Here is a 14,123-nt window from a genome sequence, read left to right as displayed (position 1 = left end):
TTATGGCCGCTTACTCCACTGCTCTTCAAATAATCGTTTTTGCTCACCGCGGTACTCACTGCACCATACAAAATCGGATGACTCCATTCCCTTAGCTCGGCAACGTTTAGGTAAAGTATAAAACTCAGACCAAGCTTTAAGCTTACCTGGGTCGTTATAGCTATCACTATAAAATTGCATATTCGGCATTTTTGTGTGTAATAACGCGTTATTACTAGTGCTATAAACGGAAGATCGTTGATATGTTCGATTGGTTTGTTTGGGGTTATCACAATGCTTTGCAAGTTCTTCAAATAAAGATTTGAATCGTGCTTTTAATCGCTCACCTTCTTTCACTCTATAGCCTTGACGCAACCGTGAACGTATTGTTTCACGTTCTTTTTCAATACTATCGCAATGCCCTTGCGAGTAAGGTTCGTATGCTTGCGGGAAAGAAGTAAATAGACCAAGTAGTATCAATAAAATCCATTTAATCATTATTTATCCTTAAATTGAGTGCTTTCTTCCTTTATGCTCCTAGAGTGAATATAAGGGATTGGATATAAAATAGAAACAGATAGTTTAGGGGAATTGGTAAGTCGTGCTTTAGCGCAATAGTAAAAGTAAAAGTAATTTTGTAGATACCATCTCTCATTTTAAGCTTCAAGGTCGTATTTAACTTTCTTGGAGCTTAAACGCTTCTTGGTTTTTTATTACACCAAAACATATATGAATGAGCTTTCGCATATTTGCACACACAGCTTGCATCGGTGTTTTACCATTATTTATTAACGTTAACTTGTGTCTCTTTATTGTTTTATTCCATTGCCCTGCAACAATGGCCGCCATATAAAGTTTGCATCGAATTCTGGCTGGCCCAAGTTTACTGATTGATGTTCGCCCTTTTAATTTACCCGATTCATTATGCCGTGGGATTAATCCACAATAAGCCGCCGCTTCTTTGGCTTTATTAAATTTTTTAGCGGCAAATAAATACGTCAGCTCTCTCGATAGTACGGGCCCAATGCCAGGGATAGACTCAAGTAGTTTCCTGTTTCTTTTTAAATCAGGTTCATTATCTATGTGGTTATCAATGTCAGATTTAAGCTGTTTAATTTCGTCATCTAAAAACGCGATAGTCACTTTTATCGATTGGCAAACACGCGCGGAAACGTTGCTGAATTCACTTGCTTCTAATCGGTTAGCTTCTCGTTGCCGGTTACTTTCAAGCGCATCTAAACGACGGATAAGGGCTTTAAGCTCTCTAATTGCTAATGCTTCAGGCTGCCAATAATTAACGACTGCGTGCTTAGCACAGCCGTAATGGGCAAGCATTGTTGCATCAGACTTGTCTGTTTTATGAATTATGTTTAAAGCGTCTGCATACTTTTTAGCTTTACCGGGATTCGCTAAAATAATATTAAAGCCTTGCTCGTGTAAAAAATACATCAGTGCTTCATGATAAACACCTGTTGGTTCGAGAGTGATAACGAGCTTACTAGCAGCGCTTTTAGTTGTATTTAACAGCCATTTTTCTATTGCTAAAAAGTCTTGATGATTGTTTTTAAAGACTTTTGTTTTAATTTTATTTGTAAGTTGGTCTCTCAACCACGATATATCAATCTTCTCTTTACTAATATCAATGCCGATAAACATCATCTCTACTTACTCCCCTTGTACATACAGCATCTACTTAAATAAAAGTGTGCTTGGATACCATTCAGTTTGTGAGAATAGAAAGTCAGGGCTTTATCTACCGAGCAGTATTAAATACTAGGCGTAAAGGCAAGCTCACTGACTTCGATGTGATAAATGATAGCTAATCATTTATCAATGAGAGATACAAGGCGTTAAGTTTGCTGACACCAAAAGCGCAACTTTTGAATTGTAGGCGGGAGTTTACCTCGCACTTGGGCTTTTAAATTGCAAATTATTTATACATATCGCGTTGGCGACGGCACCCAAAGAAAGGCAAACGCTGGTCTCTCTTTGGAATCTCACAGCGCCCCGAGGATCACACTGTTTCTTCAATTGTAATTAATGATATGAACGTAATCAGCGTAGATAGGCCATCCATGGCCAAGCTACGCTTTATCGCGCATCCATGCGCAGCTATTACTCATCATTAATTCAATTTCTGGTGTGATCACGGGGTGTTGTCTTAGCACCAGCCTTTAGTTCAACAATGAGTTAATGCTTGTTTACATTGCATTTTTTAGTAAACTGAATGTTCGCAAACAGGGAGTGGCTTTAATGCAGCAGATTGGTATTTACGAGCAGTTAATTACGCAAGTAATTGAACAAAATTTAAATCATGATACGATTTTTTAATTGCAAATATTAGTTATATGTCGCGTTGGCGACGGCAACCAAAGAAAGGCAAACGCCGGCCTCTCTTTGGAATCTCACAGCGCCCCGAGGATCACACTGTTTCCTCAATTGTAATTAATGATATGAACGTAACCAGCGTAGATAGGCCATCCGTGGCCTAGCTACGCTTTTTAACAGCATCCATGCTGTAAATTACTCATCATTAATTCAATTTCAGGTGTGATCACGGGGAGTTGTCTTAGCAGCTGCCTTTAGTTCAACAATGAGTTAATGCTTGTTTACATTGCATTTTTTAGTAAACTGAATGTTCGCAAACAGGGAGTGGTTTTAATGCAGCAAATTGGTATTTACGAGCAGTTAATTACGCAAGTAATTAAGCAAAACTTAAATCGTGATCAATTTTATGTAGGTGAGCGCCAGCTTGAAACGGCCGAAGCCGCAACATGGCTTTCACGATTTTTAGGTAAACTTGTTGCTCATGCAATCGATGCTATTCCTAATTCAAACGAGCGGTTACAAGAGCAAATTAGCCTTGCTAACAACCTTGTTCTTTGGCTTAAAGATCATATAAAAGATGATGAGCTCATTAACGAAAACCTTATCGACAGCCAAGGCCGAATACTTACTGCACTGTTTAATACCCTAAACCCTATTGCTGCAAACCTTAAAGATTACTCACACGATATATTCCCGCTAACGGGCCTTACGCAAAGCGAATTGTTTAGCGGCGCTAATGCAGGTATATCACTCGAAACAGAGCTTAAACGCGAGATTAAATCGTCCGATACCATTTATTGGTTGGTCTCATTTATAAAATGGACAGGGCTGCGCATATTTAAAAATGAGCTGGAAGCGTTTACCAAAAGCGGCAACAAACTCAAAGTAATTACTACTTCGTATATGGGCGCAACAGATGCTAAAGCGGTTGAATTTTTAGCGAGCCTGCCAAATACCGAAGTAAAGCTAAGTTATAACAATCAGCAAGAGCGCTTACATGCTAAATCTTACTTATTTATGCGTAATACGGGTTTTCATACCGGTTATATTGGCTCGTCTAATTTATCGCATTCGGCGCTTACCAGCGGCCTTGAGTGGAACTTAAAAATTACCGCGCAAGAAATTCCGCACATCATAGCTAAAACCAAAAGTACCTTTGAAACCTATTGGCAGTCGCCAGATTTCGAGCTGTTTACTGGCAAAGCTGAATGTAAAGAAAAGCTCATAAATTCACTTAATGAGCAACGCGGTGTTGGCCAAGCAAGCAGCCAGTTTTATTTTGATATAACACCTAAAACCCACCAACTCGCTATTTTAGAAAAACTAAGCGTTGAGCGTAGCGTTCATGATCGCTTTAAAAATTTAGTGGTTGCCGCAACCGGCACAGGTAAAACAATCATATCGGCGTTTGACTTTAAAACCGTTTACGATAAAAACCCAAACGCAAACTTTTTGTTTGTAGCCCACCGTGAAGAAATACTCAAACAAGCACAAAGCGCTTACCGTGGTGTGCTTAAAAATAACGACTTTGGTGAGCTGTGGGTGGGTAACTATAAACCGCAGCGCTACAACCAATTATTTGCATCAATCCAAACGCTGAACAGCCAAATTGAATCGCTCAATTTAACTCACGATTACTACGACTACATTGTGATAGACGAAGTGCATCACGTAAGCGCAGCCAGTTATCGCGCTATTTTGAACCACTTTACGCCCACAATATTACTTGGCTTAACCGCCACACCAGAGCGACAAGATAGCGCAAATATACTCGATGATTTTTGCGGCGTAATAGCCGCTGAAATTCGCTTGCCAGAGGCAATAAACCAACGCCACTTATGCCCATTTCAGTACTTTGGCCTTGATGATGACACCGACCTAAGTCAAATAACATGGCGAGGCGGCCGTTACGATATAAGCGAGCTAAGTAACCTTTATACAGGGGAGAACAGCCGCGCTAACAAAATTATATCGAGTCTTGCTGATATAGTGACTAATGTTCATAACATTAAAGCATTGGCATTTTGCGTAAGCCAAAAACACGCTGAATTTATGGCATCTAAATTCAACTTAGCTGGCATAAACGCCGACGTTCTCATTAGCAAAAACACCAATGAACGGGCGCACAAACAACAAGCACTGCGCCAAGGCGAAATTCAAATACTCTGTGTGGTTGATATTTTTAACGAAGGTGTCGATATTCCAGAAGTCGATACTCTGTTATTTTTACGCCCAACTGAAAGCTTAACGCTATTTTTACAACAACTCGGCCGTGGCTTGCGTTTACCAGATAATAGCCAAAAGCAGTGCTGCACCGTACTCGACTTTGTAGGCAACGCTCGCCCAGAATACGACTTTGCCAGCAAGTTCCGAGCGTTAATTGGTAAAAGCAACCAACCAATAAAAACCGAGATCGAAAACAACTTCCCGCATTTACCGCTGGGTTGTCGTATTGAACTCCAAGAGCGCACGCAAAAAACGATATTAAAAAATATTCAGCAAGCCATAAACACTAAACGCCGTTTACACCAACTGATAACTGCTTACCCGCAACATACCAATGATGCGCTAACGCTAAGTAACTTTTTACACATAAATCCACAAGTCACGCTTGAAGACATATACAAACCAAAAGATAAAAAGCTCGGTGGCTGGCACTGGCTAAAAGGCGATGAAATACCCGCAGAGCAAACCAACATTTACGCCGCGTATTACCGCGCAATCAACACCCAGTTACTCGGCTGCGACTCGCTCAGCTACTTATGCTTTTTACGTGATTTATGTAACAACGACTTTAGCTTTACGCCAACAGCTCAAAACCAACAGTACGCGCTTATGGCGCATTACAACTTTTGGGATACCACAGGCACAAGTTTAGGGGTTAAAACGCTTGAGCAAAGCTTACAAGCACTTAAACACCGAGAGTTACAGCAGGAACTTGCCCAAGTGATTGCGCTGTTGATAAACCGTATTCACCAGCAGGAAAGCGATTTAACGTGCCTACCTAATCACGCAATCAAATTACACAGCCGCTACACGCGCCAACAAATACTCGCCGCGTTTGGCGCACACACGTTTGATAAAAAATCGACCGCCCGCGAAGGTGTTTTAGAATTTAAAAATCAAAACCTAGAGCTGTTATTTGTAACACTCAACAAGTGCGAAAAAACCTACTCGCCCACCACGCTGTATCACGACTACGCAATCAGCCCTACCCTGTTTCATTGGCAAACACAAAACAGCGCCCGCCCAGAACACGGCCGCGGCCTAAGTTATATTGAACACCAGCAAACAGGCAAAACCATCCTGTTATTTGTGCGCGAGCAAGGCAAAGACGAAAACGGCCGAACCATGGGGTTTGTAAACTACGGCGAGGTTAAATACCAAAGCCACAACGGCAGCCAGCCGATGAATATAACGTGGGAATTAACTAACCCCATGCCAAGTGAAATGTGGCATGAGGCTGGAAAGTTGGCGGTTGGGTGATGATTTTTAATTAGAGGATTGTAAATGAGTGATTTTTTTCAAGACACCAAAATTGTTGCAGCTCTAATTACAGCCGCAGCAGCCTTAATAATTGCATCTACAGGTGCATTTGCTTTCTTTTATAGATCTCGACGAGATGATAAAAGAAATGCAAAAAAGTATTATTTCTGCTACTAGAAGTTCATCATGCTATTAAGTTGAAAAACACTACCCATAGATAAAATATAAAATGTGGATTAAAAGCTCTATGCCAAGTGAAATTGGCATAGAGTAAAAAACAGCCGATTAGATAGTTTTTAAGTTAAGAGTACAATCTTGCAAGACTATCTAACCTTTAAAGATAATGGCTCATTATAAAAGTACTCAACTTTACCTGGTAGGTATAGACCATTATGCGTTGAGGTCAGCTTATATCCAAAGTATTCAAAAATTCTAGTAAAGTCAGAAAGTCGCTCTTCGCTAACAGTTAGGTGTGGTTTATCCGTTTCTAACCAGTTCATAGCATCTTTAAATAACTTAATACCAAGGCCTTTACCTGCATATTCAGGAATTACTCTGACCGTACAAACTTTCAATTCTGTTTCACTTTTTTTAGCAATACACAATGCAACTACTTTTTCATCTCTGCGATAAATGAAAAGCTTACGGGTTCCATTACTTAAGCCTGGAACAACTTTATTTATAAACCAACCATCAATGCCAGGGTAACCACCTGATAGACAAGACAAAAAATCTAAAGATTCAGCTTCATCTTTATCTAGATAAGATTTTTCAATATTACTTTCCACGCAAAAAATATCTTTTTTTAACAATTTTGTATTTAACATGTAATAACTCCTTGCTCAGTCTATTTGAAGCAAAACAAATATCCTAGAACATCCTCTTGGCAAATATACCATAAATTTAAAAAACTAGTACTAAATATAATTTGATTCTAGACTTCAGTTAATAGTTTCAGAGGCACTTACTGATTGTGGCATTTCTTCTTTTTCTTCGACATTTTTACTTAATGGTATCGCAATATCCACTGTATTAGGTTGCAACCACAAAGACCACTTCTCCTTAGCGCTAGTAATTCCTTCAGGCCCTGTGTAAATAAAGCTGCCAATCAAACTTCCCAATAAACCAACTAAAAATGCAATAGTCATATATTTAAGTATAGTAGATGTACTACTTAAATTAACTTTTAGCTTAACAAAAGCTACAAAATCATTGAAAGACTCATTTGGTTCTGAGACAGTATTTCTAACTTTTTTCCAATGATAAACTAACATCCCTCTCGTGATTAACTCAGCAACATACTCATGATTTCCTTTAAAATAATCCTTCCATAGTAGCGGCTCTAAAAAACGAGATTTATGAAATTCTTTCCTTGCACCGGTTATATCAGCAACTAAGTTTACAGCAAGCAAAAAATCAATTCGGTTCATTGGTAAAGCGGTACATTTTTGCTCATCAACGATTTTTCTCTGAACAAGTTGCGGTAATAATCTAAACTCATTGATTCGAAAATCAATAAATTCGGTTTTTTCATAACTGCTTTTAAAAAGCTTATCTTTTGGATCAATCCCCCTAAGAAATACTTGCTTATCATTTCCCTCTAACGCAACCCTAAACCGATAATAAGCTAAGGAACCTGAAGCTCTAAAAGCTGAGAAAGCTTCTTTTTTAAGGGTAAGCACTGAACCTTCTCCAGTTTCAATTTCTTCGCAAGAAATTAAACTAGATTCAGCTATGATATTAGATTGATTTTTAGCAAACTTTCGAATTCGGCATAATTCATTACCGTTTTTAATCAAACTGAAACAATGCTGCTCTTCAGGTTTTCCGGGGTCAACTTTCAAATTTTCATTAAATATTGCACCTGCAACCTCATAATTACTAAGCAGTGGTGAAATATCTTCAATATCACTAATTGAAGCGAGGAAAGGCAGATAAATAGATACACTATCTAAACTTTCAGCTAAGGGAAGCATCAAACCAATATCGATAAAATCAGGTGTATCCCTACTTGAGCGTCTGTTAGTCCTTTTAAAAAAATTAAATAACCTTGTAATCGCTCCCCTTTTCTCATATGAAAAATGCCAATAATTAACATGCATCTGCATTTTTTCATTCAGAAAAGAGAGTTTATCATCTTCTGTCTTACACCATATAGCGATGCTTTTTGCCTGGCTCAAATGAATCTCCTTAGCCAATAGTCGGAACTTTGTTATTTTTATACTTACAAGTATTTTTACACAGTTAGATCAGAGATAGCTGAGAAATAACTTTACAAACTGTAGGCTGTTTTATTATTTGAATGTTGATATTTAAAGAGCATGCAACACTTTGGCTGTACTGTATCTCTCTATTCTGTGCTTTCAAAATAGAACTTTCAGTCTCTTCAACCCTCATTCTACTTAAATCACTCTTCCTTCTTTCTAAAATAGTTACAGGGTCTTCTTCTAAAACGATAATAGAATCTAATTGTAATAACTGGACAGCTTTGACTGGTATTTCAAATTTATCAAAGGTTAAATGTCCATCAATTAGAACTAAACTACCATCGAAGCTTTCTATTGATGCTCTTATTCTACGAGTTAAGTTAGTCTGATTATAATCAATTTCATCATTTTTCTTAGCAAACTTACTGGCTGTAAGATGAAGCGACTGGGGATACTTTTCAGTAATAGACTTACATAATGTACTTTTACCGACTCCCGATACCCCCACTATTAAAATTATTCTTTTTCCCATTACTTTTCCTTATGGATAAGTTCAGTCTCTGTTTCCTTTAAATAGCGCCAAGAAACAGGTGGAGTAAAGTTATAATTTTTACGCAATTCTTTAAGTGATTTCTCATGCTGTTTAATTGGTTGTTCAACAATAAGAGCAACTCCAGTTTCTTTGCCTTTAAAGTAATCAAAGAACTCGTCTCTAGTTGCCATAGTCCAAATAGCATATTCATTCCACAAACTTTCAAGTTTATTTACATCTATTTTTTTTAGTTTAATGGTACCTATAATTGCAGATATAGGAGCTGATGCATAAATAATAGCTGTACTACCTAGCGACACACTTTTTGAAAATGACTTTCTGAGTTCGACTTTTTTCTCACCACTCATGATTAGCTTAGCCCACTTAGGCTTCACACTAATAACTATATGCTTACTTTCAGCCATGACTTTCTCCAATAATTGTAATCAAAGTTTATGCTGACAATATAATACTTCCTCACAAGTAATTTACTAAGGAAATAACTCCTAAACAATCTATAAGGAATAAAACCTTTGAGTCTACAAACAAGACTATCTAAATATGAGACCTAAACTCCCGCCTAACTTCATAAACACCAATCTATCAGACACTCCATCTCCCCGTGATCACAGCTGAAACTGAGTTAATGATGAGTAATTTACAGCATGGATGCTGTAAAAAGCGTAGCTTGGCCATGGATGGCCTATCTACGCTGATTACGTTCACATCATTAACGATGTTGAAGATCAAGTGTGATCCTCGGGCGCGCCGAGAGAGTCCAGAGAGAGGTCGGCGGCAGCCTCTCTTTGGTTGCCATCGCCAACGCGATAAAACCTCGAATAGAGGTTATTAAATCCCTTTTCCCAAAACCATGTAAAAATCACGGCTCAAGCCAATTCCTACACTTTAAAAGCGCGAGGTAAACTCCCACCTACGGCACGACCTACAATTTTAAAAGCTGCGCTTTTCGCGCGAGCAAGCTCTGCGCCTACAAGTTAAAGCGCGACGACAAACTACTCTGCAACCACTTGTTTAAACCGCGCAAATGTTCGCATGCTTTCATCTGCAATCATTACTTCGTAATCTGGGTTTTGAGCGATTAACTCATATTGCCCATTTGGTAATTTATTAACTTTGCGCAGTAAATACTGGCCATCTCCACCTATATCATCTCGCTCTATCGCGACAATTTGGCCGCGTAGCGATCCGGCTTTATCGGAGGTTATAAGCTCAAGTAACAGTAAATCGCCATCGTTAATCGGATTTTTACCACCATTCATTGAGTTACCCGATGCATGCGCTAAAAAGTGTACTTGCGGATCGAGCTTGCCTGCACCAAGTGGCGCATCCATTAATTCCATGTCGCTCTCATCCCCTGTTTTAAAATGCCCACAAGCAATTTTTATATTGGGGAAATACGGCAGCTTTAATGCATTATCAGTTGATTTTAAGCTAATAACAGGCTCTGCAACTTGATTTAACTCTGTTTGTTTTGCTTGCGGGAAAGCCACTATATCGGCGGTTGGTTTTGCTTGCTCAAAATGGTCTTTATTTCCAAGCCATAATTTAGCGTTGTTGGCTTGTGCCACCTGATACGCCCAATTGCTTACTGCGAGTGACTTATCTGCATCGCAGTGAAAATACGCACTTAGCTCATTACTAATAATTTGGCTGTTAACAACCAAGTTTTGATTTTGCCAGCGCTCGCGATGCTGTTGCGCAGCTAAAAAGTCGCGCTTATTGTTATTACATGTGCGATGCGCTGCTACAAAGTTATGGCCTAGATCGTTTGCGTAACGGGCAAACGGTATAAAGTGGTCGACCTCAATATCGTTTTTCATTGGCTTTTGGCAATAAAAGCATGAGTTTGATTGCAGCTCTACTAACACAGGTTTTGCTTTTGTGAGTGCGTTACGGTCAAAGCCAAATAAAAAATCATGCAGTTGGCTTTGCGGGCCAATAAGTGTTTGGTTGTACTTTATACTTTGAATTTTTTGCAGCCACGCATTTTTAGCTAAGTACACGACTAAATCATAAAAACGTCTAAAGCAACTGGCGATACCTGCGTTTAAGGTAATGAATTTAGTGTTTTTAGTGTGTGGGTATAAAAAGCATTCTTCTTGTTTGGCAAGTATTTGTAATCGCCAAAGCGGACCACTTTTTAATGTTGCCATAGCAGCGTTAAATGTTGGTTTGTAAAATGAACTTTGCTTTAGCTGGCGTAAATTACGAATATTGTTTTGTTGGCATTCAAACAATACGCTAATTACTTTTGATTGCGCGCCTGTGTTTTGCAAAAGCAGAGCGCTTTCACCGGTATGTTCTGACGGAAACGGCATTGCATGATGCCAATATAAGGTAATTAATTTATCGGCAAGTGTAGGTAACTCTATTACTAACTCACTTTGATCTGACAATAACGGCTGTTCTACACATACATCGGCAATAGCATGCAGCAGGGCAAACTTATAAGTTGCGCTAAAGTCCCCTTCAACTAACATTCGTTGAATATACGCAATAAAGTCGAGCTGTTGCTGCATTGCTCCAATCATAAAACGTGCACTACTTTAATCAACGCATTTAGCCACACTTCGCTTTCGCGCTCTGGGCGCTGATCAACACTTTGCCATTGTTTAATAGCTTTTAACTGCGTATGGCTAAGTAAATGCGTTAAAGAATTTTCGTTTAAATCGGTAAATTCGCGACCATTATGCACACGCTCTGTATCGCCATATTTAAACGATACATACAAAACACCATTTGGTTTTAGTGCAGTTTGTAGGTTTAAAAACACCTGCGGAAGTTCAGCTTTTGGCACGTGCAATAAGCTAGCGCAGCACCAAATAGCATCGTATTTATTAACGCAATCTAGCTGTTGGAAGGTTTTAACGTCGACGGGTTGTTGTAAGTAACTGCTTGCTAATGCGGCAAGCTCTGCGCTTGCATCAAACGCACTTACAGTAAAACCCTGCTTTTTAAAATAAGCTGCATCGCGGGCACTACCGCAACCTGCATCTAAAATATGGCCGTGTTCGGTAACGTGTGGCAAAAACTCAGCATACAGCACTGACATATCAACATTTAGGGTTGAGTCACTAAAGTTTTGTGCGTTTTGATTGTAGTAACTAAGTGTGGAGTTTGACACGAGACACACCGCTCCTTGGTTTATCTGTTAATAACTAACGTATTATTAAGTTAGTATTCATTTAAAACAATTTACCTGATTGGTAAAAATAAATATAGGCTTATTAGTTATATAACCAATAAAAACTACGCCGTTATCATTAATACGCGCCTGCTTTTACAATTATGTAAATTTAGCCTTAACTTTTAAACAATTAAGTACAAGCTTTTGTTATTACTAAATTTAAAAAACCACACAACACGTTTAAATTAATCCGAAGGTATAATCGTGCCTACACATCAAAAGCTGTGCTTTTCGCGCCAGCAAGCTCAACGCCTACAGCCCATAAGCGCGAAGTAAACTTCCGCCTACTCTTGTACATTAACCTTGGTTAATTTTTATCTAAAACCTCAAGCCTGACACCTAAAAGCTGCTCTTGCCCTACTGGCTATTTTTTAAGTTTCTTTTACCTTTCATCTTTGGCTTTGGATCTGTATAATTCGCCAGCTAATTTACCCTATTGTCTGGTTCTTGTTTGTGGCGTTTTGCTGCGGCCTATCCCTGTCAGTACTTTTTCTAGGATTACATTTTTTTGATCTCCACCGCAAATATCACGATGCAGTTTGGCGCAGAGCCGTTGTTTGAAAACATTTCAGCTAAATTTGGTAACGGTAACCGTTACGGTTTAATTGGCGCTAACGGCTGCGGCAAGTCGACTTTCATGAAAATTTTAAGCGGGGCACTTGTGCCAAGTGCGGGTAATGTATCTATTACTCCAGGGTTAAAAGTAGGTAACCTAAGCCAAGACCAGTTTGCGTTTGAAGAGTTTAGCGTTGTTGACGCTGTAATTATGGGCGACGTGGAGCTTTGGAAAGTAAAGCAAGAGCGCGAACGTATTTACTCTTTGCCAGAAATGAGCGAAGACGATGGCATGAAAGTAGCTGAGCTAGAAAGCGTATTTGCAGAAATGGACGGTTACACGGCAGAAAGCCGCGCTGAAGAGATTTTGCTTGAAGCGGGTATCGATAAAGAATTTCATTACGGTTTAATGGCAAACGTAGCGCCGGGCTGGAAATTACGTGTGCTTTTAGCACAGGCGTTATTTGCAAACCCTGATATTTTGCTACTCGATGAACCTACAAATAACTTGGATATTCATACAATTACCTGGCTTGCTAACGAGCTTAACAAGCGTAAATGTACCATGATTATTATTTCGCATGACCGTCACTTTTTAAACTCGGTATGTACACACATGGCCGACATTGATTACGGCGAGCTGCGTATTTACCCTGGTAACTACGAGAAGTTTTTAGAAGCTGCTGGCCTACAACGCGAGCAATTACTTGCTGAAAACGCGAAGAAGAGCGCTGAAATTGACGAACTACAAGACTTTGTTAACCGTTTTGGTGCTAACGCATCTAAAGCGAAACAAGCAAGTTCGCGTGCTAAAAAAATGGATAAAATTAAACTTGATGAAGTTAAATCGTCAAGCCGTATGAGCCCTTCGCTGAGCTTTGACGAAGGTAAAAAAATGTATCGCCAAGCGCTTGAAGTTAACAAAATTGGCCATGGCTTTGATGGCGAAATGTTGTTCTCTGGCGGCGACTTATTACTTGAAGCCGGCGCTAAGCTTGCAGTAATTGGCGAAAATGGTGTGGGTAAAACTACCTTTTTACGCTGTTTAGTAGACGAGCTTAAAAGCTTAGAGGGCGAAGTTAAGTGGTCTGAAAATGCTACTTTTGGTTATTGCCCGCAAGACAGCACTAAAGATTTTGATAACGACTTAACCTTGTTTGATTGGATGTCGCAGTGGCGCACCGCTAAGCACAACGATTTAATGGTACGTGGCATGTTAGGTCGTTTGTTGTTTACAGCAGACGATTCAAACAAAAAAGCGCGTAACTGTTCAGGTGGTGAAAAAAACCGTTTGTTATTTGGTAAGTTAATGATGCAAGACGTTAACGTACTCGTAATGGACGAGCCTACAAACCACATGGATATGGAAGCCATTGAAGCACTTAACAATGCGTTAAAAGACTTCCAAGGTACGCTTATTTTTGTAAGCCATGACCGTGAGTTTGTATCGTCATTAGCTACGCGTATTATTGATATTAAAGATAAACAAGTAATCGACTTTCAAGGCTCGTTTGACGAATACCTAGCCAGTTGCGAAGAGAAAAAAATAGCGTAATAACAGGCTTTAAATACTTTATTTAAGTATTAAGTAAAAACGGTGCTAACTTTAGCGCCGTTTTTTTGTGCTTGTTATTTGCGTTTCGAGTTGCGAGCTTGGGCTTTGGCCTGTGAGCAATCGCTTTTAAGTAATTAACTCACAAAGAGGCTATGAGGCGCTGCGCTTTAGAGGGTGAAAAGAGCTGTAAGTTTCGAACTGCGGATAAAATGGAACTGCTCTACTCATTTACTCTTGCTGCCTACTCTATGTGCAATCTTTTGTAGGCGGGGC

Annotated in this window: 11 protein-coding genes; 3 read left to right on the top strand and 8 right to left on the bottom strand. The window is 39.3% G+C overall.

Annotated elements, in window-relative coordinates; genetic code table 11:
* Both PNIG_RS17060 and PNIG_RS17055 read right to left on the bottom strand, forming a co-directional pair.
* The gene (locus PNIG_RS17060; RefSeq protein ID WP_089369050.1) at positions 1-477 is read right to left on the bottom strand and encodes a hypothetical protein; all 477 of its coding nucleotides are present in this window, start codon (positions 475-477) and stop codon (positions 1-3) included.
* A 177-nt stretch (positions 478-654) separates the two neighbouring features.
* Entirely contained in the window at positions 655-1,638 is a 984-nt protein-coding gene (locus PNIG_RS17055; RefSeq protein ID WP_089369049.1) for an IS110 family RNA-guided transposase, read from the bottom strand.
* Positions 1,639-2,640: 1,002 nt separating this feature from the next.
* On the opposite strand from PNIG_RS17055, the gene PNIG_RS17050 reads away from it, so the two are divergent.
* Together PNIG_RS17050 and PNIG_RS19975 are read left to right on the top strand one after the other, a co-directional pair.
* Positions 2,641-5,793, top strand: a complete 3,153-nt coding sequence (locus tag PNIG_RS17050) for a DEAD/DEAH box helicase (RefSeq protein WP_089369320.1) — start codon at positions 2,641-2,643, stop codon at positions 5,791-5,793.
* Positions 5,794-5,817: 24 nt separating this feature from the next.
* Positions 5,818-5,970, top strand: coding sequence for a hypothetical protein (locus PNIG_RS19975; protein ID WP_157696013.1), 153 nt, complete (start codon positions 5,818-5,820; stop codon positions 5,968-5,970).
* Between the two features lie 146 nt (positions 5,971-6,116).
* Here the strand turns inward: PNIG_RS19975 and PNIG_RS17045 are convergent, their stop codons facing one another.
* The 6 genes from PNIG_RS17045 to PNIG_RS17020 all read right to left on the bottom strand — a co-directional run bounded on the left by PNIG_RS17045 (position 6,117) and on the right by PNIG_RS17020 (position 11,677).
* A complete protein-coding gene (locus PNIG_RS17045) occupies positions 6,117-6,620 on the bottom strand; it encodes a GNAT family N-acetyltransferase (RefSeq protein ID WP_089369048.1) in 504 nt (167 codons plus the stop codon).
* Positions 6,621-6,734: 114 nt separating this feature from the next.
* Positions 6,735-7,973, bottom strand: a complete 1,239-nt coding sequence (locus PNIG_RS17040; RefSeq protein WP_089369047.1) for a hypothetical protein — start codon at positions 7,971-7,973, stop codon at positions 6,735-6,737.
* Between the two features lie 64 nt (positions 7,974-8,037).
* Positions 8,038-8,532: an AAA family ATPase gene (locus PNIG_RS17035; protein WP_089369046.1), complete on the bottom strand. Its 495-nt coding sequence runs from the start codon at positions 8,530-8,532 to the stop codon at positions 8,038-8,040.
* Positions 8,532-8,957, bottom strand: coding sequence for an ASCH domain-containing protein (locus PNIG_RS17030; RefSeq protein ID WP_089369045.1), 426 nt, complete (start codon positions 8,955-8,957; stop codon positions 8,532-8,534). The genes PNIG_RS17035 and PNIG_RS17030 overlap by 1 nt, the downstream gene beginning before the upstream one ends.
* Positions 8,958-9,545: 588 nt before the next feature.
* A complete protein-coding gene (locus PNIG_RS17025; protein ID WP_089369044.1) occupies positions 9,546-11,084 on the bottom strand; it encodes a S24 family peptidase in 1,539 nt (512 codons plus the stop codon).
* Entirely contained in the window at positions 11,081-11,677 is a 597-nt protein-coding gene (locus PNIG_RS17020; protein WP_089369043.1) for a class I SAM-dependent methyltransferase, read from the bottom strand. Before PNIG_RS17020 ends, PNIG_RS17025 begins: the two co-directional genes overlap by 4 nt.
* A gap of 571 nt (positions 11,678-12,248) precedes the next feature.
* Here PNIG_RS17020 and PNIG_RS17015 point away from each other — a divergent pair.
* Positions 12,249-13,850 (top strand): ABC-F family ATPase, encoded by a 1,602-nt coding sequence (locus PNIG_RS17015; protein WP_086995465.1) that lies wholly within the window; start codon positions 12,249-12,251, stop codon positions 13,848-13,850.
* The last annotated feature ends 273 nt before the right edge of the window (positions 13,851-14,123 follow it).

The sequence above is a fragment of the Pseudoalteromonas nigrifaciens genome (assembly GCF_002221505.1).
Classification (GTDB): domain Bacteria; phylum Pseudomonadota; class Gammaproteobacteria; order Enterobacterales; family Alteromonadaceae; genus Pseudoalteromonas; species Pseudoalteromonas nigrifaciens.
Note: the sequence above shows the minus strand (reverse complement) of the source record. Positions and strands in the feature narration are given on the sequence as shown.

Bases quoted from the DNA above. Each gene is read 5' to 3' on its own strand.
- PNIG_RS17050 (WP_089369320.1), top strand. From the start codon at position 2,641: ATGCAGCAAATTGGTATTTACGAGCAGTTAATTACGCAAGTAATTAAG.
- PNIG_RS17060 (WP_089369050.1), bottom strand. From the start codon at position 477: ATGATTAAATGGATTTTATTGATACTACTTGGTCTATTTACTTCTTTC.
- PNIG_RS17055 (WP_089369049.1), bottom strand. From the start codon at position 1,638: ATGATGTTTATCGGCATTGATATTAGTAAAGAGAAGATTGATATATCG.
- PNIG_RS17045 (WP_089369048.1), bottom strand. From the start codon at position 6,620: ATGTTAAATACAAAATTGTTAAAAAAAGATATTTTTTGCGTGGAAAGT.
- PNIG_RS17030 (WP_089369045.1), bottom strand. From the start codon at position 8,957: ATGGCTGAAAGTAAGCATATAGTTATTAGTGTGAAGCCTAAGTGGGCT.
- PNIG_RS17035 (WP_089369046.1), bottom strand. From the start codon at position 8,532: ATGGGAAAAAGAATAATTTTAATAGTGGGGGTATCGGGAGTCGGTAAA.
- PNIG_RS19975 (WP_157696013.1), top strand. From the start codon at position 5,818: ATGAGTGATTTTTTTCAAGACACCAAAATTGTTGCAGCTCTAATTACA.
- PNIG_RS17025 (WP_089369044.1), bottom strand. From the start codon at position 11,084: ATGATTGGAGCAATGCAGCAACAGCTCGACTTTATTGCGTATATTCAA.